The organism is Aquabacterium sp. (genome assembly GCF_035476535.1).
Classification (GTDB): Bacteria; Pseudomonadota; Gammaproteobacteria; order Burkholderiales; family Burkholderiaceae_C; genus Pseudaquabacterium.
Window position 1 is genome coordinate 17,265 of record NZ_DATILJ010000159.1, and the last position, 24,220, is coordinate 41,484.

The 24,220-nt window shown below is 69.4% G+C and carries 17 protein-coding genes; 6 read left to right on the plus strand and 11 right to left on the minus strand.

Annotated features, from left to right (window positions below):
* Position 1 precedes the first annotated feature (1 nt).
* The 3 genes from VLK61_RS15505 to VLK61_RS15515 all read left to right on the plus strand — a co-directional run bounded on the left by VLK61_RS15505 (position 2) and on the right by VLK61_RS15515 (position 4,419).
* Positions 2 to 964 (plus strand): ABC transporter substrate-binding protein, encoded by a 963-nt coding sequence (locus VLK61_RS15505; RefSeq protein WP_325422514.1) that lies wholly within the window; start codon positions 2 to 4, stop codon positions 962 to 964.
* Between the two features lie 5 nt (positions 965 to 969).
* Positions 970 to 2,889, plus strand: coding sequence for an ATP-binding protein (locus VLK61_RS15510; protein ID WP_325422515.1), 1,920 nt, complete (start codon positions 970 to 972; stop codon positions 2,887 to 2,889).
* A gap of 156 nt (positions 2,890 to 3,045) precedes the next feature.
* Positions 3,046 to 4,419, plus strand: coding sequence for a GGDEF domain-containing protein (locus VLK61_RS15515; protein WP_325422516.1), 1,374 nt, complete (start codon positions 3,046 to 3,048; stop codon positions 4,417 to 4,419).
* Here the strand turns inward: VLK61_RS15515 and VLK61_RS15520 are convergent, their stop codons facing one another.
* From VLK61_RS15520 to VLK61_RS15540, 5 genes are all read right to left on the minus strand, one after another.
* Positions 4,420 to 5,196, minus strand: a complete 777-nt coding sequence (locus tag VLK61_RS15520; protein ID WP_325422517.1) for an SDR family oxidoreductase — start codon at positions 5,194 to 5,196, stop codon at positions 4,420 to 4,422.
* Positions 5,197 to 5,272: 76 nt separating this feature from the next.
* Positions 5,273 to 6,223 carry an ABC transporter substrate-binding protein gene (locus VLK61_RS15525; protein ID WP_325422518.1) on the minus strand — a complete coding sequence of 317 codons (951 nt, stop codon included), beginning with the start codon at positions 6,221 to 6,223 and terminating at the stop codon, positions 5,273 to 5,275.
* A gap of 27 nt (positions 6,224 to 6,250) precedes the next feature.
* Complete coding sequence (locus tag VLK61_RS15530; protein WP_325422519.1) at positions 6,251 to 7,276, minus strand: ABC transporter permease; 1,026 nt, start codon at positions 7,274 to 7,276, stop codon at positions 6,251 to 6,253.
* A 23-nt stretch (positions 7,277 to 7,299) separates the two neighbouring features.
* Positions 7,300 to 8,847, minus strand: a complete 1,548-nt coding sequence (locus VLK61_RS15535) for a sugar ABC transporter ATP-binding protein (RefSeq protein WP_325422529.1) — start codon at positions 8,845 to 8,847, stop codon at positions 7,300 to 7,302.
* A gap of 2 nt (positions 8,848 to 8,849) precedes the next feature.
* Positions 8,850 to 9,746 carry an amidohydrolase family protein gene (locus VLK61_RS15540; protein WP_325422530.1) on the minus strand — a complete coding sequence of 299 codons (897 nt, stop codon included), beginning with the start codon at positions 9,744 to 9,746 and terminating at the stop codon, positions 8,850 to 8,852.
* Between the two features lie 121 nt (positions 9,747 to 9,867).
* Between VLK61_RS15540 and VLK61_RS15545 the strand changes: the two genes are divergently transcribed.
* Positions 9,868 to 11,451 (plus strand): PEP-CTERM sorting domain-containing protein, encoded by a 1,584-nt coding sequence (locus VLK61_RS15545; RefSeq protein ID WP_325422520.1) that lies wholly within the window; start codon positions 9,868 to 9,870, stop codon positions 11,449 to 11,451.
* Between the two features lie 33 nt (positions 11,452 to 11,484).
* Here VLK61_RS15545 and VLK61_RS15550 read toward each other — a convergent pair whose 3' ends face one another.
* The 5 genes from VLK61_RS15550 to VLK61_RS15570 form a co-directional block, all read right to left on the minus strand.
* A complete protein-coding gene (locus tag VLK61_RS15550) occupies positions 11,485 to 12,591 on the minus strand; it encodes a substrate-binding domain-containing protein (protein WP_325422521.1) in 1,107 nt (368 codons plus the stop codon).
* A complete protein-coding gene (locus VLK61_RS15555; protein ID WP_325422522.1) occupies positions 12,588 to 13,682 on the minus strand; it encodes an ABC transporter permease in 1,095 nt (364 codons plus the stop codon). Before VLK61_RS15555 ends, VLK61_RS15550 begins: the two co-directional genes overlap by 4 nt.
* On the minus strand, positions 13,679 to 15,214 hold the full coding sequence (locus VLK61_RS15560) for a sugar ABC transporter ATP-binding protein (RefSeq protein ID WP_325422523.1): 1,536 nt from the start codon (positions 15,212 to 15,214) through the stop codon (positions 13,679 to 13,681). The genes VLK61_RS15555 and VLK61_RS15560 overlap by 4 nt, the downstream gene beginning before the upstream one ends.
* Before the next feature lie 11 nt (positions 15,215 to 15,225).
* Complete coding sequence (locus tag VLK61_RS15565; RefSeq protein WP_325422524.1) at positions 15,226 to 16,152, minus strand: SMP-30/gluconolactonase/LRE family protein; 927 nt, start codon at positions 16,150 to 16,152, stop codon at positions 15,226 to 15,228.
* Between the two features lie 73 nt (positions 16,153 to 16,225).
* Entirely contained in the window at positions 16,226 to 17,440 is a 1,215-nt protein-coding gene (locus tag VLK61_RS15570; protein ID WP_325422525.1) for an ATP-binding protein, read from the minus strand.
* 99 nt (positions 17,441 to 17,539) lie between these two features.
* Between VLK61_RS15570 and VLK61_RS15575 the strand changes: the two genes are divergently transcribed.
* Complete coding sequence (locus VLK61_RS15575) at positions 17,540 to 20,179, plus strand: TonB-dependent receptor (RefSeq protein ID WP_325422526.1); 2,640 nt, start codon at positions 17,540 to 17,542, stop codon at positions 20,177 to 20,179.
* A 118-nt stretch (positions 20,180 to 20,297) separates the two neighbouring features.
* Positions 20,298 to 23,528 (plus strand): ATP-binding protein, encoded by a 3,231-nt coding sequence (locus VLK61_RS15580; RefSeq protein ID WP_325422527.1) that lies wholly within the window; start codon positions 20,298 to 20,300, stop codon positions 23,526 to 23,528.
* A 15-nt stretch (positions 23,529 to 23,543) separates the two neighbouring features.
* On the opposite strand, the gene VLK61_RS15585 is transcribed toward VLK61_RS15580, so the two are convergent.
* Positions 23,544 to 24,185 carry a LysE family translocator gene (locus VLK61_RS15585; protein WP_325422528.1) on the minus strand — a complete coding sequence of 214 codons (642 nt, stop codon included), beginning with the start codon at positions 24,183 to 24,185 and terminating at the stop codon, positions 23,544 to 23,546.
* Positions 24,186 to 24,220 lie beyond the last annotated feature (35 nt).

Below are 24,220 nucleotides of genomic sequence, written 5' to 3' on the forward strand. Positions count from 1 at the left end.
CATGGCACGTGCGGCCAACGATTTCATGATGCTCGCCGCCAGGCAGCTCGGCATTCAATTCGAGATACTGCACGCGCAGCACGACCACCTGTTGATGATCCAGCATGCCCAAGCCGTTGCCGCGCGCACCGAGCCGCCGGACTATGTGATGCTGGTGAACGACAAGCTGGCCGCCCCGGCCATGCTGGCCGCCCTGGACAACTGTCCAGCCCGCGTGTTCGTCATCCACAGCGATGTCACCGATGAACAGCGCAGCACCATCGGCAACGAGCGGGGGCGCTACGCACGCTGGATCGGCAGCGCCGTTCCAGACAATGCGCGCGGTGTCTTCCGCCTGGTCGCCGCGCTGCACCGGGAACTCGGCCAGCGGCCGATCCGGGCGCTGGGCATCACCGGCCCCAATTCGTCGCCGGTGTCCAACGAGCGCGCCCGCGGGCTGGCGGACTATGTCGGAAGCGTTGCGGATGCGCGCCTGGAGCAGCTCGTCTACAGCGACTGGAGCGAGGCCGACGGCGAGCGCAAGACCAACGTGCTGCTGGCGCGCTACCCCCAGGCGAATCTCGTCTGGGCCGCCAATGACGACATGGCGCTCGGCGCGCTGAAGGCCGCGCAGGCGCGCAGTGCTGCATTGACGATCGGCGGCATGGGCGGCTTCGCGCGGGCCTTGCGCAGCCTGGCCGAAGGCGGCCTCGCCGCCACCTTGACCGGCCACCACCTCATCGGCGCCTGGGCGCTGGTGATGCTGTACGACCATGCGAACGGCATCGACTTCGCCACCGACGGTGGCGTGCGGCGCCGGCTCGACTACCTGCACGTCGTCACGCGCGCCAACCTGCGCGACTACGAGAACGCCTTCTCCGAACGCGAACGGCCGATCGATTTCCGCCGCTACTCGAAGGTCCACCAGCCGCAGCTCAAGCACTACGACTTCGGAGTCATGCCGCTGCTGATGCCGTCGCGTTGAACACGATGGCAGCACCGAGCACGGCCCGGTCCATCGCGCCAGCGCGCTTGAGCGTCAGGGCCAAGCTCGTCACGGCATTGACCGCGACGCTGCTGCTGATCCTCGGCGGCTCCTGGTGGTGGCTCGACCGGCAGGAGACCGCCAGGCGCCTGGCCGAAGTCGATGCGCGCGCCACGCGCATCACGCACCTGCTGGCCCGCGGACTGGCCTACCCGCTGTGGAACGTCGACCACAAGGCCATCGACCACCTGCTGGACAGCATCAGCTCCAACGCCGAGATCGCCTCCATCAATGTCACCGCGGCAAGCTACGGCCATGTCGTGCCGATGCGGGGCAGCACCACGCCGGCCGCCGATACCTTCACCCGCACCGAGCCGATCCGCTATGCGGTGGCCGACGGCGCACCGCGGCAGATCGGCGAGGTCAGCATCGTGTTCAGCCGCGCGCCGATGTGGCGGGCGCTGGCCCAGGCCCGCGCCACGCACCTGGGCATGGTGGCTGCGGTGCTGGCGGCGGTGTTTGCCGTCACCGCGCTGCTGGTAGGCCGCATCGTCCGCCGACCACTCGACCGGCTGGAGGGTGCGATGCGCCAGTTCGCGGCGGGTGACCTCGCCGCGCGCTGCGCTGTCGAGTCGAGCGACGAGCTGGGTCGGCTCGGCGCCCAGTTCAACGCCATGGCCGAGCAGCTCACAGCCTCCACCGAGGCACTGCGCCGCCATGGCGAAGAGCTGGAAGCGCGCGTCGGCCAGCGCACCGCCGAGCTGGCCAGTGCGGTAGAGCGCGCGGAGCTGGCCAGCCGCGCGAAGAGCGCGTTCCTGGCCAACATGAGCCACGAGTTGCGCACGCCGTTGAATGGCATCCTGGGGTTCTCACAGCTGCTGCAGGCGGCCCCGCCGGACCGCGAACGCCTCGCCAAGGGACTGTCTGCCATCGAATCCTCGGGGCAGCACCTGCTGGGCCTGATCACCGACGTGCTCGATCTCGCCAAGATCGAGTCCGGCCGGATGGACCTGTTCCCCCAGCCCACCGACCCGCGCTGCCTGCTGGATGAGCTGATGGCAGCCATGGCGATCGACGCCGAGCGCAAGGGGCTGTCTTTGCGGCTGGCGTGTCCGGCCACGCTGCCGCCGGTGCTGGTCGACGGCCAGCGCCTGCGCCAGGTGCTGCTCAACCTGCTGGGCAACGCGATCAAGTTCACCGCCGACGGCCACGTCACGTTGACAGTAGCCCTCATTGACGGCGAGGCCGGCAAGGTGAACCTGGCCTTCGCCGTGCGCGACACCGGCATCGGCATCGCGGCCGAAGACCTGGGGCGCCTCTTCCGGCCGTTCGAGCAAGTCGGCGATGCCAGCTCTCGCAGCCGCGGCACCGGCCTTGGCCTGGCCTTGAGCCGCCAGCTGGTGCAGCAAATGGGCGGCGACATTCAGGTGCGCAGCGAGCCGGGCCGGGGCAGTGAGTTCACTTTCGCTTTGAGCCTGCCGCCGGCGCCGGCGCCGCTGGGCAGCCAGGCGCCACGCCGCAAACTGGCCGGCTACGCCGGCAGGCGGCGCCTGGTGCTGGTGGCCGACGACATCGAGGTGAACCGCCACGTGCTGAGCGAAACGCTCGGCATCTACGGGTTCGACGTGGCCACCGCCAAGGACGGCAGCGAAGCCGTCGCACAAGCCTGCACACTGCGGCCCGATCTGATCCTCATGGACCTGACGATGCCGCGCCTGAGCGGCCTGCATGCCATCCGGCAGCTGCGGCAAACCGCCCTCACCGCCGGCACGCCCATCATCGCGGTGTCGGCCAGCGCAGGCGCCGACGAGCGCACGGCCTCGCTGCACGCCGGTGCGGTCGACTTTCTCGCCAAGCCGGTCGACCAGGGCGAGTTGCTGGGCAAGCTTGGCGAACACCTGCAGCTGGAGTGGCTGGAACCCTGAACGATCTCGCAGCCGCTGCGGCTGGTCAGCAAGCTGCTCTCAGCGCCGTGCGCCAGGGGCGATAGCGCCATCGCTGCGACACCTTCCCGCCCAGGACGAGCTGAATCGGGCGGTTCGATCGGTAGACTCATTCACCTCCCGAGCGCACAGCAGTCCATGCAGACGACCCCGGCCACGAAGCAATCCCCGTCGCTGCTGATCGCGATGGCGCTGACGCTGGCTGCGCTGCTGTTCCACCCGTACCTGCCGGAACGACGACTCGCGCTGACGCCCACCCAGGGCGCCAACTTCTTCCTGATGCCCTCGGCGCCCGAACCCGGCCACTCGAAGTTCAACTGGATCGACAAGAACCGCTTTCACTTCGAATGCGTCTTCGGAACCGAAGAACGGCGCTTCAACTGCAACTTCGTCTACATGCTCGCCAAGGCAGGAAGCGACACCGGCGTCGATCTTTCGCGCTTCGAGCAACTCCATCTCACGCTGAACTACAGCGGCACGGCCCGCTACCTGCGGGTGGCCATTCGGAATTTCGACCCGCGGTTTTCCAAGGCGGCCGACGGCAACAGCGCCAAGTTCAACTACATCCATCTGAGCCCGCGCGATCTGGAGCGACCCTTGCAGGTGGCGCTGTCCGAGTTCGTCGTGCCGGAGTGGTGGACCACCGCCTACGACCTGCCGCGCCAGTACATCCATCCGGACCTGAGCAATGCCACGGCATTCTCGATCGACCTTCTCGGGGAGGCGCCGGGGTCGCGGCATGAGCTGAAGATCGACAAGATCGAATTCGCCGGCCCCTGGGTCAGCGCCGAACGCTGGTACCTGGGCATCATCTGCGCCTGGCTGGCTGCCGGCGGCTTGTACGGCATCGCGCGCCTGGTCCACCTGCAGCGTGTGGCACGCCAGCAGCGCCTGAAGATTCGCGACCTGACAGCCAACAACGTCGAACTTCGCTCCGAAACGGATCGCTTCCGCAAGCTGTCCACCGTGGATGCCTTGACCAACACCTTCAACCGCCACGGCATCGAACTGATCATCGATTCGCTGGACATGCACATCGGCCGTGTCTCGCTGGTGCTGGTCGACCTGGATCAGTTCAAGGCCGTCAACGATCAGCGGGGTCACGATGCCGGCGACCGGGTGCTGCAGAAAGCCGCCGAGGTGCTGACGGGCAATTCGCGGGCCAGCGGCAAGGTCGGGCGCTGGGGCGGCGAAGAGTTCATCCTGATCTGCCCCGACACCGCGCCGCGCAGTGCGGCCGAACTGGCCGATCGGCTGCGCCGCCTGATCGAGACGACGGTCTTCGAGCCCGATGCGCCGCTGGCCGTCACGGCCAGCTTCGGCGTGGCCGCCATGCGGCCCGGCGAGAGATTCGCCGCCGCGTTCAAGCGGGCCGACACGGCGCTCTACCGCGCCAAGTCCCTGGGGCGGAATTGCGTGGTAGTGGCCGAGCCGCGGGAATCCGCCGGCGCGCCGGCGCCCGGCGGCACGGCGGAGCCCACACCTATCCACTGGATCGACCCGGAGGCCTGATCAGTCAAGTGCCCGGTCCAGGTGGGTGTAGCCGCCGTCGACGAACAGCCATTGCCCGGTGGTGTGCGCGGCCCGCTCGGAGAGCAGGAAGACGATGCTGTCGGCGATTTCCTCGGGCGTGGTCATGCGCTGGCCGAGCGGGATGCGGCGCGTGATCTCGGCGAGCTTGGCCTGCGGCTCGGGAAAGCCGGCGATCCAGCGCTGGTACAGCGGCGTCATCACCTCGGCCGGCACCACGGCGTTGACGCGGATGCCGTCGTGCCGCAGTGCGGCGGCCCACTCGCGCGTGAGCGCCAGCAGCGCACCCTTGGCGGCCGCGTAGCCGCTGGTGTGGCCCTGGCCGGTGATGGCAGTCTTGGACGAGACGTTGACGATGGCGCCGCGGCTGTCCCGCAGGTGGGGCAGGCACAGGTGGGCCATCACGTAGCAGTGCGTGAGGTTGCGGTCGAGCGACGCGATGAAGGCCGCGCGGCCGTCTTCGAGTCCGACCTTGTCGTTGACGCCGGCGTTGTTGACCAGGCCATGCACGCCTCCCAGCGCCTCGACCGTGGCATCCACCGCGGCGCGGCAGGCCGCTTCGTCGGTGAGCTCGAGCTGCACGAAGCGCGCCGCCGGCTGCAAGGCCCGCAGCTGCGCCTCGAAGTCCGGCGCCAGCGCATCGCGGCCCAGGATCACCGGCAGCGCGCCTTCACGGGCCAGTGCCAGCGAGGTGGCCGCGCCGATGCCCGAGCCGCCGCCCGTGACGATGACCACCTTGCCGTGCAGGTTCAGTTCCATCGCGATGGTGTTTCAGCTGCAGCGGCGCGCTGGCCGCTCATATAGACCGATAGCACTGACCGCCAAGACGAACCGCTCAGTCATACAGCACGGCAGCGATCTTCGGGTCGGCGATGTTGGTCTTGTCGTACCAGAAGAAGCCGGTGTCGATGATCTTCGGCAGCTTCTCGCCCTTGATCGCCTTGACGGCCGCCTCCACGGTCTTGTAGCCGATGCCCACCGGGTTCTGCGTGATCGCGCCGGCGATCCGGCCGTCGCGGATGGCGTCCTTCTGCTGCTTGCCGGAGTCGTAGCCGATGATGACGATCTTGCGCTTGGCCTCGGTGGCACCGTTGAGCACGCCAATGGCCGAGCCCTCGTTGGCGCCGAAGATGCCCTTCAGGTCGGGGTTGGCCTGCAGGATGGACTTGGTGATCTCGGTCGACTTCAGGTGGTCGCCCCCGCCGTACTGGATGCTGGCGACCTGGATGTTGGGGTAGGCCGCCTTGATGCGCTCGACGAAGCCGTCGCGCCGGTCGATGCCGGTGCGGCTGGTCTGGTCATGCGCGACGACGGCCACCTTGCCGGCCTTGCCGATCAGCTCGGCCATCTTGTCGGCGGCCAGCGCCGCGGCCGCCTTGTTGTCGGTGGTGGCGGTGGTCACCGGCACGTCGCTGCTGACGCCGGAGTCGAAGGCGACCACGGGGATCTTGGCCGCCAGGGCCTTCTTCAGCAGCGGTGTGGCGGCCTGGCTGTCCAGCGCCGCGAAGCCGATGGCCGCCGGCTTCTTGGCCAGCGCCGCGGCCAGCATGTCGATCTGCTTGTCGACCATGGCCTCGGTCTCGGGGCCTTCGAAGCTGACCTTGACCTTGAAGTCGCGCCCGGCCTGCTCCGCGCCGGACTTCACGGCCTGCCAGAACTGGTGCTGGAAGCCCTTGGAGACCAGCGGGATGTAGATCTCCTGGGCCTGCGCGGCAGCGTTCAAGCCCATGAGGCCGGCTGCCAGGCTCAGGGCGAGGGCGGTGTTCAGCGTGCGTCTGTTCTGCATGTCTTGTCTCCTCGGGGGTTGAAAGGATCAGGTCCTGCGGCGGCGCAGGATATCGAAATACACGGCGATGATGATGATCGCGCCGGTCACCACCGTTTGCCACTCCTGCGCCACCGACAGGATGCGCAGGCCGTTGGTCAGCACGCTCATGATGAACGCGCCGATGATCGTGCCGAGCACGGTGCCGGCGCCGCCGGACAGCGAGGTGCCGCCGATCACCACCGCGGCAATGGCGTCCAGCTCGTAGCCTTGCCCGAGCGCGGGCTGCGCGGAGTTCAGGCGCGAGGCGATCAGCAGCCCGGCGATGCCGCAGATGCCGCCGCTGACCGAATAGACGACGATCTTCCACAAGTCCACGTTGACGCCCGACAGGCGCAAGGCTTCCTCATTGCTGCCTAGCGCCACGGTGTAGCGTCCGAGCGCGGTCTTGTTCAGCACCAGGCTGGCCAGCACGGCCAGCAGGAACAGGATCAGCACGGCATTGGGAATCGGCAGCGCGGGCAGCAGGTCGCCGATCAGCGACTCCTGCGAGATCACCGGGAACTCCGGCGTGTCGTTGAAGTAGATCGGCTTGGTGCCCGAGATCACCAGCGACAGGCCCTTCAACAGCATCATCATGCCCAGCGTGGCGATGAAGGGCGGGATCTTCAGCTTGGCGATCAGCACGCCGGAGACGAAGCCGCACAGCGCGCCGGCCAGGATCGCGGCGGCGACGCCCAGGTAGATCGGCAGGCCCCAGTAGGTGAGCACGACGCCGGCCATCACCGCGCAGAAGGTCATCAGCGTGCCCACCGACAGGTCGATGCCCGAGGTGATGATGACGAAGGTGCAGGCGATGGCCAGCACGCCGTTGACCGCCGTGGCCTGCAGGATGGCCACCAGGTTGTCGGCCGCCAGGAAGTTGGGCGAGGCCAGGCTGAAGAAGATGACCAGGCCCAGCAGGCTGGCGAAGGCCAGCAGCTTCTGCCGCGCGGCGGGGTTGAACAGCCGGGCGGCGATGCGCGCCGGGATACCGGCGCGCGGGGTTGGCAGGGAAACAGGTGTCGTGGTCATCGGCTGTTAGGAAGGTTCAGCTGTCAGGAAAGGCTGGGCGCTTCACGCCGGGTGGCCAGTTGCATGATGCGCTCCTGCGACGCGTCCGCAGCGTCGAGCTCGCCGGTGAGCCGGCCCTCGCACATCACCAGGATGCGGTGGGCCAGGCGCAGCACCTCGGGCAGCTCGGAGGAGATCACCACGATGGCCTTGCCCTGTGCGGCCAGCGCCTCGAGCAGCTTGTGGATCTCGGCCTTGGCGCCGACGTCGATGCCACGCGTGGGTTCGTCGAAGAACAGGATGTCGCAGTCGCGCAGCAGCCACTTGGCGATGACGATCTTCTGCTGGTTGCCGCCGGACAGCAGGCGCACCGGCTGGTACACCGACGGTGTCTTGATGCCCAGCTGCCGCACATAGCGCTCGGCGGCCGCGCGCATGGCCGCCGGCCGCAGCCACAGGCGCCAGCGCAGGAAGTCGCGCAGGCTGGCCAGCACGGTGTTGGTCTCCACGTCCAGCCCGGTGGCCAGGCCGAACTGTTTGCGGTCCTCCGACAGGTAGCCGATGCCATGCCGCACGGCCTGCTGCGGCGAGCGGATCGATACGCGCCGGCCGCGCACCAGGATCTCGCCGGCCTCGATCGGATCGGCGCCGAAGACCGCACGGGCCACCTCGGTGCGGCCGGCGCCCATCAGCCCGGCCAGGCCGACGATCTCGCCCTGGCGCACCGAGAAGCTCACGTCCTGGATGACCGTGCCTCGACGCAGGCCACGTGCTTCGAGCATCACCTCGCCGCGACGCTGCTTGGGCGCAGGCCGCGCCGTTTGATCCAGCTGCCGCCCGACCATCATGCCGATGATGGTGTTCAGCGGCGTGCCGGCCATGGTCATCGTGGCGATGCTGCGGCCGTCGCGCAGAACAGTCACGCGGTCGGCGATGCGCTGCAATTCGTCCATCTTGTGCGAGATGTAGACGACACCCACGCCGCTGTCCTTCAGCTGGCGGATGACGCGGAACAGCTCGCCGACCTCCTGGTCGTTGAGGGCAGCAGTCGGCTCATCCATGATCAGCACGCGGGAGTCGTGCGACAGCGCCTTGGCAATCTCCACCATCTGCTGGCGGGCCACCGTCAGCTCGCCGACCGGCGTGCGCGGGTCCAGCCGCAGCTGCAGGCGCTCGAAGAGCTGCTCGGCCTGCGCGTTCAGCCGCGCCTCGTCCAGCAGCAGGCCGAAACCACGCCGAGGCTCGCGCCCGACGAAGATGTTCTGCGCCGCGTTCAGGTGGTTCATCAGGTGCAGCTCCTGGTGCACGATGCCGATGCCCAGCGCCTGCGCAGCGCGCGGGCTGGGGATGTCCACGAGCCGCCCGTCGAGCAGTACTTCGCCCGAATCCCGTGCGTACACCCCTGCCAGCACCTTCATCAGTGTGGACTTGCCGGCGCCGTTCTCGCCCATCAGCGCGTGCACCTCGCCGGGCAGCAGCTCGAAGCTCACGCGGTCGAGCACCGGCACGCCGCCGAAGGACTTGCACAGCTCGCGCACGGTGATCAGCGGCACCGGCGGAACCGGCGCGGGGCCCGCCATCGCGGCCGGCATCGTCACCGGGCGGGCCCTGCGGCCAGCGGTTCCAGCCCGTAGAAGCGCCGGGCGCTGCCCTGCCAGAGCTGGTCTTGCTCGCCGGCGGAGAGTTCGCTGAACAGGACGTCGCAGACGGCCAGCCAGTGCGCGTAGTCGGCGGCCAGCGTCAGCACCGGCCAGTCGCTGCCCCACATCAGGCGGCGCGGTCCGAACCCGTCGAGCAGCCGCTGCCACACCGGGCGCAGCACCTGCACGGCGCTGGCCACGTCGCCGCGCGGCAGCGGCGGTGCCTCGGTGAGCAGGCCCGAGAACTTGCACATCACGTTCGGGCAGGCGGCCAGCTCGGCCATGTGCTGCTGCCAGGGCTGCACCCAGTCGGCGTCCCAGCCGCGGGCCAGCAGTGGCTTCGCGGCATGGTCGATCACCACCGGCAGCTCGGGGTGGCGGCGCACGAAGCGCAGCAGCGGCTCGAGGTGGCGGGGTTTGACCAAGGCGTCCAGGCGCAGGCCGTGCCGCAGCAAGGCCTGCACGGCATCGGACCGCGGCGCGTGCGCTATCCAGTCGTGTGCTGGCAGGTCCTGCAGCATCGGGCGCACGCCCTTGAACAGCGGGTCGGCCGCCAGTTGCGCCAGCGCGGCGGCTGCACCGGGCCTGCTCAGATCGCTCCAGCCAACCACGCCGCCGACGAAGCCATGGGCACGGGCCAGTGTCAACAAGTAGGCGGTTTCGTCATCGCTCTGCGCCGCCTGCACCAGCACGGTCTGCTCGACGCCGTGGGCCTGCAACAGGCCCAGCAGGTGCTCGGGCAGGAAATCGCGCCGCAGCGGCGCCAGCGCGGCATCGTCCGCGCGCAGCCAGGCGTAGTCGCCGCGCGCGGGCTGCCAGAAATGCTGATGGGAATCGATGCGCTGGACCATGGCCGAACAGGCCGCACTGTAGTCGAGAAAAGCCTGCGCGACCCGGCCGGAAACCCCGGCACGGACCTTCATGACCCGGATGCTGCAAGCCAGCGACCGGCCGGCCGTGGCGGCCACTGACATGGCGCGTTACTTCGCCGCCCCTGGCAGGGTGGTCCTGCTGCCGCTGGCGCTGCCCTGCAGAAACGGCATGCATTTAGGGGGTGGAGGACACACCCTGTCGCTTTGTCATATTGACTTCGGCGAATGTGCAGCGCAATGTGAGTCACCGCACAGTCAGCGATGCGTTGGCATGAAACGATCGGGCTGTCGCGGCGGGTACGGTCAGGAATCCACTTGTCGCGAATCAATCGACAGCGCCGGGAGCATTCAAATGAGAATCAACACGATGCAGATCGGCCACGCCGTCGCAGGCATGGGACTCCTTGTCTGCTGCATGGGGCAGGACCCGGAGATGTACGGCAGCCGGCCCACGGCCGCGAGTTCCGTCTTCTTCGAAGAGGAACAGCTGGCGGACGCCGAATCCGGTTCGGCCGCCGGCGCCAGGTCGGGCTCCCACGCGAACCTCGCGCAGGCCGGCGCTGGCGTGGGCCTGGGCTCCAATGGGTCTGCAAGGGCGTGCGGCGGTCTTGCATGTGCCAACGTCAGCGGCGGCACGCCGGACGCGCAGCGCATGCATCGAAATCCCGATGGCATCGGCTTGGCGGGCAGCATGGCGGCGGCCTCGCTCGGCGGTGCGAATCAGGACTCCACGACCAGCCAGGGTTCACGCGGATCGGCGGCCTTGTCGTCACTGGGCAGAGAGGGCCTCCCATCGGGCGGCCCAAGCTTCGGCAACCCCAGCTTCAGCGCCCCGCCCGCTGGCCGTGACGAGCCGGCCTCCACGCCGACGATGATTGCCCTGAACGAGCCCGACGCTGTTCGGGACACCGCGTTGCCCGCCGCCGTGCCGGGTTCGGTCGTCCCACCGGGTCTTGTGGTTCCGGGCTCGGTCACGCCGGGTTCGGTCTTGCCGGCAACGGACCCCTTGTCGCCCACGGCGCTACAGCCCGATCTTCCGGTGTCAACGCCGGATGGCAACGCCCCATCGCCGGCATTCTCGACGCCCGGTTTCGCTGATCGAAGCGGTGCGCCGCTGAGTCGGGGAAGCGATGTGTTCAAGAAGCCTTCCGGCCCGGCATCTCCAGCGATCTCTTCGTCTGCCTTGCCGACGAGTGAACCGGGGGCGATGACCGCGGTACCCGGTCGCGGGCGTGTTCCCGCGGGCAACGATGGTAGCCACACGGTCCCGGGTTCCCCGCCCGTGGGCAACGACATCCTGGACTTCGCCGACCCGCTCAAAGCGGATCCGCCCGGGCTCGTGGATCGCGTTGCGGCGGCGATTCATGACCCCGAGATCGCCGGCATCGACCCACGCCAGGACAGCGCGGCATCGCCCCTGTTGGGCAACGCGCCTGTCGAGTTGTTGTTCAACGCGCCGGAGCAGGCCATCGAACGCGTCGCCGACGCGACGACACCCTGGGTGGGGCAGCCCGGCAGCCCCTTCATCCCGTCCGGGCTCGATGTGGACACGATCCCGTTGACCACCCTGGCCGCGCTGGACGTACCGGAGCCTTCCACCTTGGCGCTGTTCGCGCTGGCCATGCTGGGGTTGGGCACCACGCGCGGCCCGCGCCGCCAGCCCCGGAGGGGCCTGTCCGCCTGAGCGCGTCCCCAGGCGGCTGGCCGGTTCAAGGCCTCACTTGCCCCACAGCGCCTTGTAGCGCTCGCGGTAGCCGTTATCCGGGTCGAACAGGTTCTTCGGCCCGCCGTCCTGGCCGACATTGGCCACCGTGACCAGGTGCACCTTGGGCACGTAACCTGACCAGGGCTGCTTGGCGAAGGCGCGATTCATCTCGTCGACGATCTGCCAGCCCTGCATGTTCAGGGGCTCAGGCACGGTGCCGGCCTGATGGCGCTTGCTGCGGATGCGCTGGTACGCGGCCTCGGAACCATCGCCGGCCGACACGGCCTTCGGCGCGCCGTCGCCCTTCTTGCCCGCAGCCTGCAGCGACGAGCCCATGAAGTCGAAGTACAGGTCGTTGATCGCCAGCGAGTGCGTCCACTTGTCGCCGAAGCGCTGCAGCAGCGAGGTGGTCAGCTGCGGCATGCGGGTGGAACTCTCGGCAATCGGGCTGTCCTCGTAGCTCAGCACGGTGCAGCCGCCGCACTTCTTGATCACCGCCTCCATGGCCTTGGCCTTGTAGACCGCGATGGCGTACTGGCTGTCGGTGAAGATCACCACGCCGGCCTTGCCGCCGGAGTCCGCCACCGCCCACAGCGCAGCGGCCTCGGAGACATCGTCCGCCGTGGTCGTGACGTTGGCGAACAGCCCTGCGGCGGCGTTCGGCCCCGGCTTTTCGCCCGAGTGCCAGCCGACCAGCGGGATGCCGGACTTGGTGGCGTTCTCGAACGCCACCTTCTGCTCGGTGGTGTCGAAGCCGCCGACCACGATGCCCGCCGGCTTCAAAGCCAGCGCCTGGTTCAGCGCGGCGGTGCGGCCGCTGACGGAGCCCTGGCCGTCGATCACGCGCACGGTCCAGCCGATCGCCTTGCCGCCTTCCTCGACGCCCTTGGAGACCCCGAGGATGCCGCCGTTCTTCATGTCCGCCGCGACGAACACGAGGGTCTTGCCGGCCACCGCCTTGGGTCCCGTCGTGGGGCCGTCCCACTGCGACTTGGGCTGGGTGGCGCTGGCCACCTTCTGCTTCGCGGCGGCGAGGAAATCGTCGGCCGCGGCGATGCTGCCGAAGGACAGGCCGGCGGCCAGCGCCAGCAACTTCAGACGCCATCGGATCGTTGTCATGCGTGTGTCTCCTGGGGGTGGGTGGGGGAAGGCGCATCGGCCAGTTGCCGCGCCGCGATGCGGCGCTTGACCGAGGCATTGCGGCGTTGCTGGGCCCAGCCGGCAATGCCGATCGAGACCAGCAGCGTGAGCCCGTTGAACAGCGGCTCGACATAGAACGCGCCGCCGAACTGCTGGATGCCGGAGATGCCGATCGCCAGGATCGCCACGCCGACCAGCGTGCCCCAGACGTTGACGCGGCCGGGGCGTATCGTCGTCGAGCCGAGGAAGGCGCCGACCAGCGCCGGCAGCAGGAATTCCAGGCCCACGCTGGCCTGGCCGATCTGCAGCCGCGAGGCCAGCAGCACGCCGGCAAAACCGGACAGCAGGCCCGAGGCGACGAACGCGCCCATCACGTGCCGGCGCACCGAGATGCCGTTGAGTTCGGCTGCCTTCGGGTTGGCGCCTATCACGTAGAGGGCGCGGCCCAACGGCGTGAACTCGGTCACCAGCCACATCGCCACGGCCACCGCCAGCACGTAGAACGCACCCACCGGCAGGCCTAGCAGGTCGCTGCCGGCGAGGCCGACGAAGCCGTCCGGCAATTCCCCCACCACCTGGCGGCCGCCGCTGTGCCACATCGCCACCGCATACAGCACGGTGCCGGTGCCCAGCGTGGCGATGAAGGAGTCGATCTGCGCCAGCTCGACCAGCAGCCCGTTGAGCATGCCGAACAGCGCCGCGCAGGCCAGCACGATCAGCACCGCCAGCGGCCAGGGCAGGCCGAACTTCGTCTGCAGGCTGATCGCCAGGATGTGCCACAGCACGATGCCGTAGCCCACCGTCAGGTCGATCTTGCCGGTGATCATCGGAATCGTCGCGGCCAGCGCCAGCAGCGCAATGACCGACTTGTCCGACAGGATCGCGCGCAGGTTGAACAGCGTCGGAAAGGTGTCCGGCAGCAGCAGCGAGAACAGCAGCGCCAGCAGCAGCGTCAAGCCCACCAGCCCATAGGCGGGGATCGCGCGGGCCAGGCGCTGCGGCAGCGTCAGCGCTTCGCCGTCGAGCGAGGGATCGGGCTCCAGCGCGGTGGATCGGATCGATGCGGTCATGCGGTCTCCTGTTCTCGTTGTGGCTGCGCGGCACCGCCCGCGGCCAGCGCCAGCAGGCGCTCGACGGTGATCTGCGGCCCGGCCAGCTCAGCCGCCACGCGGCCCTGGCGGAACACCAGCACCCGCGTGCAGACGGTGGCCACCTCTTCGAAATCGGTGGACACGACGAGCAGCGCGGTGCCGGCTTCGGCCCGCTCGCGCAGCACGCCGTAGATCTGGCGCTTGGCGCCGACGTCGACGCCGGCGGTGGGCTCTTCCAGCACCACCAGCGGCTTGTCCAGCGCGAACCAGCGCGCCAGCACCACCTTCTGCTGGTTGCCGCCCGACAGCTGCTGCACCTGCGCGGCGGGCGCCGGCGGGTTGACGTCGAAGCGGCGAATCAGCGCCATCGCGCCGTCGTGCTCGCGGCGGCGGCGGTCCAGCGCCAGGCCGCGCTCGCCGTGCAGCGCCGGATTCGGGTACAGGTTTTCCTGCACGCTCATTGCAGCGGCCAGGTTCTCTTCGAGCCGTTCCCCGGCGACATAGGCGATGCCGGCGCGGATGGCATCGGCCGGGCTGCGCGGCGCCAGCGGGCGGCCTTGCAGCGTCATGCGGCCCGCCGCCAGCGGCTCGCGGCCGAACAGCGCGCGGCTGATCGCTTCCTGCCCGGCACCGCGCAGGCCGACCAGGCCCAGCACCTCGCCCCGCTGCACCTCGAAGCTGAGCGGGCCGGCGTTGCCGCTGGCCACGCCGTCCAGGCGCAGCACGGGCTGCGCGGGCACCGGCGCTCGGGCCTTGAGCACGCCACCATCCAGCGCCTTGCCGACGATCAGGCGCACCAGTTCGTCGCCGCTGGTCCGCGCGGTGTCGCGCGTGGCCACCAGCTTGCCGTCGCGCATCACCGCGCAGCGGTCGGAAATCGCCAGCACCTCGTCGAGCCGGTGCGACACATAGATCATGCCCATGCCCTGCGCGCGCAGGCCGCGCAGCACGCCGAACAGCCGTTCGACATCGGCCATCGGCAGGCTGGCCGAGGGTTCGTCCAGCACCAGCAGGCGCGCCTGCACCTCCAGCGCGCGACCGATCGCCAGCAGCGACTTCTCGGCGCGCGACAGCGAGAAGACGCGCCGCTCGGGGTCGATGTCGCAGCCCACGCGGGCCATCACGCGCCGCGCCGCGGCGCGCGCGGCGCGCCAGTCGATCAGCCCGAAGCGGCGCGGATAGCCCATGCCCAGCGCGACGTTCTCGGCCACCGTCATCCACTCCACGAGGCCCAGGTCCTGGTGGATGAAGGCCACCGGCTGGCGCGCCCGTTCGGCGCTGCGCCACTGGCCCTCGGGCCGCCCCTCGAAGCGGATCTCGCCGCTGTCGGCCGGGTAGATGCCGGCCAGCAGCTTGATCAACGTGGACTTGCCTGCGCCGTTTTCGCCGAGCAGCGCGACGATCTCGCCAGCGTGTACCTCGAAGCTCACTGCATCGACAGCCTGCGTGCCGCCAAAGCGCTTGCTGACGGCTTGGAACTCGAGCAAGGCTGGTGGCGAAGTTCCTGTCATGGACCCTCCCCTCACGGTTGCTGCACGCCCTGGGCGTTCAGGCGGATGCGGTAGAGCGAACTGCTGGCGCAGATGAAGAGTTCATCCCGCTCGGCGCCGCCGAAGCACAGGTTGCCGACCTTCTCCGGTACCGGTATCTTGGCCAGGCGCGTGCCGTCCTGGTGATAGACCTGCACGCTGTCGGCGCTGCTGGTGTAGAGCCAGCCGCGCCGGTCGATGCGAAAGCCGTCGGCCAGGCCGGGCTCGATAACGGCGAAGATCCGCGGCCGCGCCAGCGTGCGGCCGCCCAGCACATCGAAGGCGACGATGTGGTGGTGGCCGCTGCCATCGCTGCGCAAGGCGGCCGAAGTGTCGGCCACGTACAGCACCGACTCGTCGGGCGAGAAGGCCAGGCCGTTCGGCTCTTCGACGAAGTCGCTCGCGATGTCCAGCGCGCCACTGGCCGGGTCGAAGCGGAAGACGTAGTGGCCGCGCAGTTCCGGGTCGGCGCGGTGGCCCTCGTGGTCGGACAGGATGCCGTAGGGCGGATCGGTGAACCAGATCGTGCCGTCGCGCTGGACGATCACATCGTTGGGCGAATTCAGGCGCCGGCCCTGGTAGCGGTCGACGACGATCTCGTCGGGCAGGGCCTGCAAGCCCGCGGCAAAGCGGGTGCGCACGATGGCGCGCCGGCCGTGCGAGCAGTGCAGCAGCGCGCCGTCGGCCTCGCGGGTGTGGCCATTGGTGAATTCCGCGCCATCGCGCCAGGTGCTCTGGCCTTCGGACGGGTGCCAGCGCAGCATGCGGTTGGCCGGGATGTCGCTCCACAGCACGCTGCCGTCCTCGTGCAGCCACACCGGCCCTTCGCTCCAGGTGGCGCCGGTGGCCAGGCGCTCCAGCACGCTATCAGCGCGGACGAGCGGCTGCGCCCGGGGGTCGAGAATGATCACGGTATGCATGGTGGCCTCGGTAGGGCGCCATGCTAACGGTTACCGGTAACGTTATAACGCGGGATTTCCCGGAGTTCGCGCCTCACCAAGCCACGGCCTGCGGGATGCTGATGCGCACCACCGTGCCGCAGGGCTCGTTGGACGACAGCTCGATGCGGCCATGGTGCAGCTCGACGACGCGGCGCACGATGTACAGGCCCAGCCCGGCGCCGGTGCCGGCGCGTGAACGGGCACCACGCGTTCCTTTGTCGAAGACCGTCGGCACCAAGGCCGCCGGAATGCCCTCGCCTTCGTCGCGGATCTCGAACCACAGCGCCGGCGGATCGTCGGCGTCGCCCACGCGCAGCTCGACCGGTGAGCCCGGCGCGGAATAGGCCAGCGCATTGAGCAGCAGGTTGCACAGCGCCAGCCGCATCAGCGATGGCTGCAGCTGCACGGTGCGCAACTGACTCTCGGCCTGCACGCGCACCCGGGCGCGCTCGTCGGTACCGATGTCCTGCACCACCAGGCCGATCAAGGTGTCGAGATCGGTTTCAGACTTCTCGAAGGACCCGCCCGCGGTCAGCAGCACGGCTGCCGCCAGCGCGTTGTTCAAGGTGCCGATGACCTGGTCGAGCACCTGCTGCGCGTGCTCCAGCGGCTGGCGCACGCGCGGCTCCGCACTGTCGCCCGAGGCGGAGATCGCGGCCGACGCGCTTTGCAGCGCGGTCGACGCGTTGTTCAGCGGCTGCCGCACCTCGTGGGCCAGCAGGTGCAGCATCTCGCCGCGTTCATCGAACAGCCGGCGCAGGCTCTCGGACTCGTCCTCCGCCTTGTGGCGGCCGGCCCGCTCGGCCGCCAGCTCGCGCGAGCGTTCCAGTTCACGCGACAGCACCTGTTCGGCATGGTGGCGCCCCAGCGCGTAGCGGATGGTGCGCGCCATCGCCGGCGCATCGACATGGCCCTTGACCAGGTAGTCCTGCGCACCGGCTTCCAGTGCGCTGACGGCGACCTCTTCGTCGCTGAGGCCGCTCAGCACCACCAGCGCCGGCAAGCGGGCCGCGTGCGCGCGCAGCCGGTGCACGGTGTCCAGGCCCTGGCTTTCCGGCAGGCCGAGGTCCAGCAGCACCACCGCGAAGTTGCCGCTGCGCAGGCGCTCGACACCTTCCGTCAGGTTGGGCACCACCACCAGCCGGGTGAGCAGGCCGCGCGAACGAACCTCGTCGAGCAGCATCGTGATCAGCCCCACGTCACCGGGGTTGTCTTCGATCAGCAGCACGTCCAGGGGCTCCGTGCCGGGGTCTCGTTCGGGCCGCATGGGCATCGCCTCCGAGGGGAATCGACAGTCTAGCCCGCGTAATGTGTTGGCAAGTCGGCTTGAACCGGTGCACCATGTGCGCCGCGAAAAGGAGACCCCATGACATCTGCGCCGCGACCCACCGGCCTTGGATCGAGCCTCGGACCCTGGGGCTGCACCTTGATGGCGCTGCATGCGCCCTTCGCGCTGGCCCAGTCCAACCGTCCCGTCCCGGCCACCACGCCGGCAGCCGTCACCGTGCCCAGCATCGAGGTCGTCGGCCAGCGCGCCAGCCTGGCCACGGCGCAATCGATCAAGAAGGACGCGCTGGAGGTCGTCGATGCAGTGGTGGCCGACGACATCCAGAAGCTGCCCGACCTCAGCGTCAGCGAGGCTCTGCAGCGCATCACCGGCGTGCAGATGGCGCGTGACCGCGGCGACGGCACCGGCATCACGATCCGCGGGCTGCTGCAGGTCGAAACGCTGCTCAACGGCCGCGAGGTGTTCACCGCAGGCAACGGCCGCGTGCTGAACTTCGCGGACTTCTCGTCCGAGCTGGTGTCCAGCCTGCAGGTCTACAAGTCCTCGTCGGCCGAACACCTCGAGGGCGGCATCGGCGGGCTGGTGGACCTGCGCACGCGCCGGCCCTTCGACTTCGCCGGCCGCGTGGTCGCGCTGACCGCACGCGTGACACATGGCGACCTGGTGCACAAGGATGGCGAGCAAGTGTCCGCGCTGTTCAGCGACCGCTGGCAGCTGGGCTCGGCCGGCCGCTTCGGCGCGCTGCTGAGCCTGTCACACCAGCGGCGCTTCTGGCGCGAGGATCAAAAGAGCAGCGGCACACCCACGCGGCGCACCAACCTGGTCGGCGAGGGCCTGAGCGCGGGCCAGGCCGTGCTGGCGCCCAGCGGCACCACCGAGACCACCAGCGTCGGCCACCGCGAGCGCGATGCCGCCAACCTGGTGCTGCAGTGGCACCCCTCGCAGGCCCTGGCGCTGTACGCCGAAGGCAGCTACGCCCAGTTCAAGACCAGGCAGGACTCCTACCAGATCAACGTCTTCACCTCCAGCGCCGCCGGGCAGGAGGCGGTGCTGTTCCCGGGCACCTCGGACCTGCAGCGCATCACCTGGACCAACGCGCCACTGTCGATCCTGAGTTTCGCCAGGGACACGGTCGACCGGGTCAAGCAGTTCGCCCTCGGCGGCAGCTGGCGTGGCCAGGACCTGACGCTGTCGGCCGACCTCAGCCGCACGACGAGCTTCAACAACCTGTTCTTTTCCGGGCCGGTGTTGTCCGGCACGGCCGCACAGCTGACGCAGGATGTGTCCGGCGGCGTGCCGGCCACCAGCCTCTCGGGCACGCCGCTGCTCGATCCGGCCAGCCTCCGGTACACCAGCATTGCCTACCGCGCAGTGCCCTTCGACGGCGACCTGAACGCGGCCCGCGTCGATGCCACCTATGCGCCGCAGGCCGGCTTCATCGACAGCCTGTCGGCGGGCCTGCGCCATGCCCGGCGCGGCGCCACCAACGCACCAGGGCTGATCTTCGGCGATGCGGCCGTCAGCATCCCCGCTGCCAACCTGCCCGGCACGCTGATCGCCAAGCCCTACAACGACTTCCTGCCCGGCAGCACCAGCCTCCGGGACTACCTGGTCGGCGACCTGGCCCAGGCGCGCGACGTGGCCACCTACCGCGCGCTGTTCGGCATCACCGCGCCCGCGCCGACCGCAGGCAACCCGCTGAGCGTGTGGACGATCGCCGAGACCACCGACGCCGGCTACCTGATGGCGCGCTTCAAGGCCGCCGACCAGGCGCTGGAAGGCAATGCCGGCCTGCGCCTGGTGCGCACGCATGAGTCGGTCGACGGCTGGCAGACGGTCACGGGCAGCGGCGTGATCACGCCCATCGCCGTCGACAGCCGCTACACCGATGTGCTGCCCAGCGCGAACCTGCGCTGGACCCCGACCGAGGGGCTGGTGCTGCGGGCCACCGCCTCGAAGACCGTGACGCGGCCCGACTTCAACCAGATCTCGCCATCGATGACGCTGGTGCGCAACACCGCCGACCCCACCGGCAACGGCAACATCGGCACTGGCGGCAATCCCGAACTGCGGCCAATCCGCGCCAGCAACGTGGACGTGGCCATCGAGCGTTACTTCGGCCCAGCGAGCTCGGTGCACGGCACGGTGTTCTGGAAGAAGGTCGATGGTTTCCTGGCCACGGTGATTTCCCGCGAACTGCACGAGGGCGTGCCCTACAACGTGAGCCGGCCGCAGAACAGCGACCCGGCCGACATCCGCGGCGTGGAGCTCGGCTACCAGCAGTTCTTCGATTTCCTGCCGGGCTGGATGAGCGGCCTGGGCCTGCAGGCCAACTACACCTACGTCGACAGCGAGACGCCGAACAGCGCGCTGGGTGCCCGCGTGCCGCTGCAGAACCTGTCGCGGCACAGCGCCAACCTGATCGGCATGTACGAGCGAGGCCCCTGGTCGGCGCGCCTGGCCTACAACTGGCGCGACCGTTTCCTGGTCGGCATTGCCAACGTCACCGGCGTGGGCGCCATGCCCATCTACACCGCCGCCTATGGCTGGCTCGACGCATCGCTGCGCTACCGCGTGAACGACACCTTGTCCTTCGCGATCGAAGGCGCGAACCTGCTGCGCACCCGGCGCAACGCCTACTTCGAGGTGCCCACCCGGCCGCAAAGCGCGTGGCTGAATGACCGCCAGCTGGGTGCGACGGCGACCCTGCGTTTCTGAGCGCCCCAATCCAGCCGTCCCCTTCCGTGAGACCGCCGGACCCTGATCAGCCAGCGGTCCGGCTGGCATCATCCCGCCCATGGCGGACCCCTTGACGCACGGAACCCGAGCCGGGAGCTTGACCTGGCCTCGGGTGCTGGCCGGGTGGCTGGTCGTCGCGGGGCTGCTGCTGACGGGTCCGGCGGCGGCCGCCTCGCTTGACGAGTGGCGGCGCCAGCTGGCCGATGCCCAGGCCCTGGTGGAGAACGACATCCCGCGCGCCCATGCCCAGGCCCAGCAGCTGCAGGCGCAGTTGCCCACGGGGGCGACGCCGGCCGACCGCGTCGGCGCGCTCAATCTGCTGTCGCGCGCGGAGGCCTACCTGGCGCTGGCCCAGCCGTCCGCCGAACATGCACGGCTGGCGATGGAAGCGGCGCGCGCCCACGGCGACGCGGTCGGCGAAGCGCAGGCCCAGCTCAACATCTCGCTGAACTTCGTCAACGGCGGCCAGAGCCTGGAGACGCTCACCGCCGCCACCACCCGCGGCCTGAACCTGCTGGACGGCGTGGACCGGCCGGACCTGCTGGGCGAGGCCCTGCTGCGCAGCGCGATGACCTACCTGCGGGTCGGGCAGTTCGACGAAGCGGTGACCACCGCGATGCAGGCGCTGGAGATCGCGCAGCGCAGCAAGCATCCCCTGGCCCTGGCCTATGCCCATCAAGGCCTGGGCGTAGCGCTGAACCAGAGCGGCCGCGGCGCACAGGCGCGACAGCACTTCGTGCAGATGCGCGAGCAGGCGCGCCGGGCCGGATCACGCCTGCTGGAGGCCCAGGCCATCTTCGGCATGGGCGTCACGGCCCAGGCTGCGGGCGAGCTCGCCGAGGCCGAGGCCCGGCTGCGCGAAAGCGCCGATCTCTACCGCGCGATGGGCGCCCGCTTCATCCTCGGCCAAAGCCTGTACGGCCTGGCCGATTTCGCCCGCCAGCGAGGCCAGCCCGAGAAGGCGCTGGCGCTGTTCACCGAGGCCGGCCGCCTGTACGAGTCCTACGCCAACAAGCTGGGGCTGTGGTACACGCTGAACGCCCGCAGCGACACCGCCCTGGCCATCGGCCGCCGGACCGAAGCCCTGGCGGACGCCCAGCGGGCCTACGCACTGGCCCAGGCCATCGGCCTGCTGCGCTACCGCAGCGAAAGCGCCCAGCGCATGGCCACCGTGATGGCCGCGGGCCAGGATCACCGCCGCGCCTACGACTATTCGGTCGAGGCGGCCCGTCTGACGACCCAGGCCGTGCAGGACCGCGCCGGCGCCCGGCTGGTGGAAGTGGCCGAACGATTCGAAGCCGAGAGCCGCAAGCGCGAGATCGCCGAGCTGACCCGCCGCAACGAGCAGCAGACCGCCGCGCTGCGGCAGCAGGCGCTGCAGCAGCGCTGGCTGTGGACCGTGCTGGCCGCCATCATCGTGGTGCTGGCCACCACGGCCTTCTTCCTGCAGCGCCTGCGCTGGTCGCACCGCGTGCTGGAGCAGCGGGTGCAGGCGCGCACCGCCGAGCTGCGCCAGCACGCCCGCTACCTGCGCACGCTGATCGACATGCTGCCGATGTGGGCCTGGTTCAAGGACACCGGCAGCCGCTACCTGGTGGCCAACCAGTCGCACGCCGATGCGCTGGGCCGCGCGGCGGACGAGCTGGTCGGCAAGTCCGACGCCGAACTGCTGCCCGTCGAGCTGGCCAACGCCCACCTGCGCGACGACGCCGAAGTCATGAGCTCGCGGCAACGCAAGACGGTCGAAGAAGAACGGGCCGACCGCGGCGGCAGCCGGGTCTGGATGGAAACCTACAAGGCGCCGGTGCTGGACGAAGACGGCAGCCTGCTCGGCACCGTGGGCGTGGCGCGCGACATCAGCGAGCACAAGGCGGCCGAGGCCGCGCGCGAAGAAGCGCTGGCCGAGGCCCGGCGGCTGGCCCGCACGCGCAGCGACTTTTTGGCGCAGATGAGCCACGAACTGCGCTCGCCGCTCAACGGCATCCTGGGCTTCGCGCAGATCCTGCAGCGCGACAAGCCGCTGACCGAGCGCCAGGAGCGCGGCCTGGGCATCATCGAACAATGCGGCCAGCACCTGCTGACGCTGATCGACGACACGCTGGACCTGGCCCGCATCGATGCCGCCCGCCTCGAACTCGCACCGGCGCCGGTGGACCTGCCGGCTTTCCTGGCCGTGGTCGCCGACATCGTGCGGGTCAAGGCCGAGGAAAAGCAGGTGCTGTTCACGCAGCAGGTCGACAGCCGGCTGCCGCACACCGTGGTGCTGGACGAGCAGCGCCTGCGCCAGGTGCTGCTGAATCTGCTGGCCAACGCGGTGAAGTTCACCGACCGCGGGCAGGTGCAGTTGCGCGTGCAGCTGCGCACGGCCACGGCAACAACGGTGTGCCTTGGATTCGAGGTCGAAGACAGCGGCATCGGCATGAACGAGGCCCAGCTCGCGCGCCTGTTCCAGCCCTTCGAACAGGTCGGCGAGGCCAAGCGCCGCGTCGGCGGCACCGGCCTGGGCCTGGCGATCAGTCGTCAACTCGTCCTGCTGATGGGCAGCGACATCGCCGTGCGCAGCCGGGTCGACCAGGGCAGCTGCTTCAGCTTCGACCTGAACGTGCCGCTCAGCCCGACCCCGGCCGCGGCGGCGGACCTCCTGGGCCTGCCGATCGGCTACGCGGGCCGGCGGCAGCGAGTGCTGGTCGTCGACGACTTGCGTGCGAACCGCGCGGTGGTGATGGACAGCCTGGCCCAGCTGGGTTTCGACGTGTGCGAAGCGGTGGATGGGCCCGCCGCCGTGACGCAGGCGCTGAACTGGCGGCCGGACCTGATCGTGATGGACATCGTGATGCCCGGCCTCGATGGCTTCGAAGCCACCCGCCGCATCCACGCCCTGCCGGAGCTGGCAGCGGTGCCGGTCATCCTGAGCTCGGGCCATGTGGCGCGCCCGCTGGAAGACGACAGCCTGCAGGCGGGCGCCAGCGCCTTCCTGGCCAAGCCGATCGACCAGCACAAGTTGCTGGCCAGCATGGGCCGCCTGCTGCAGCTGCGCTGGATCAGGGACAGCGCGGTGACGGCCGAACCGCCGGCAGCCGATGTGGACGCGGCTCCGCTGCTGGACGACCTGCCGCCGGCCCTGGCCGATGAACTCCATCGCCTGGCGCTGCAGGGCGACATGCGGCTGATCCGCGACTTCGCCGAGCGGCTGGAACGCGATACACCGAACCAGGCGCGCCTGACCCAACAACTGCGCAGCCTCGCGCAGGCCTACCAGTCCAAGGCCATCCTCGGCCTGGCCGAGCACTTGCGCGGGCAGCACGACGGCACGGCCGCGGCGCCCTGAGCGCCATCGACGTGATCAGGCCGCCTTCGCCCACGAAAGGCGAGCGGCCAGCAGCAGAAACAGAACACCCAGGATCCCCTGCCCATGCTTCTGAAGGCGAGGAACGTCGATACGCAACGAACGAACCGCAGAGAACAACAGCGACAGCAAGACGTTGTAGGCAAGCGCCAGCACCGACAGCAGGCCGCCCCATATCGCCATTTGCGCGGATGGCGAGCCCAGGCCCGGATCGACAAACTGCGGGATGAACACCGAGAAGAACAGCAGCGCCTTGGGGTTGAGCAAGTTGTTTGCCAAGCCCACCACCAGAAGCACGGCGGCCGACTGCGTTGCAACTGGAACGCGCTGCTCTGGCACTGCCCGTCCACGGCACCACGTCAACAAGAGCTTGATGCCGAGGTAGGCCAGGTACGCCGCACCGAGCAGGCGCACGGCCGTTGCCACGACGGGCCAGGTTTCCATGACCTTGCCCAGCCCTGCCGCGACGAGCAGCGTCTGGAGCACGCCGGCGAGGAAGATGCCCACCGAGCACGCAACGCCGTAGCGCGCACCCCGCGAAACGGACTGCGATGAGATCAGCAGGAAGTCCGGCCCGGGGACGACCAGCAGTGCGGCCACCGCGACAAGAAAAACCGGCAGGGCAGAGATGTCGATCATTGGTGCGATTCTCGTTGGTTGAGTCTAGGCGGCCA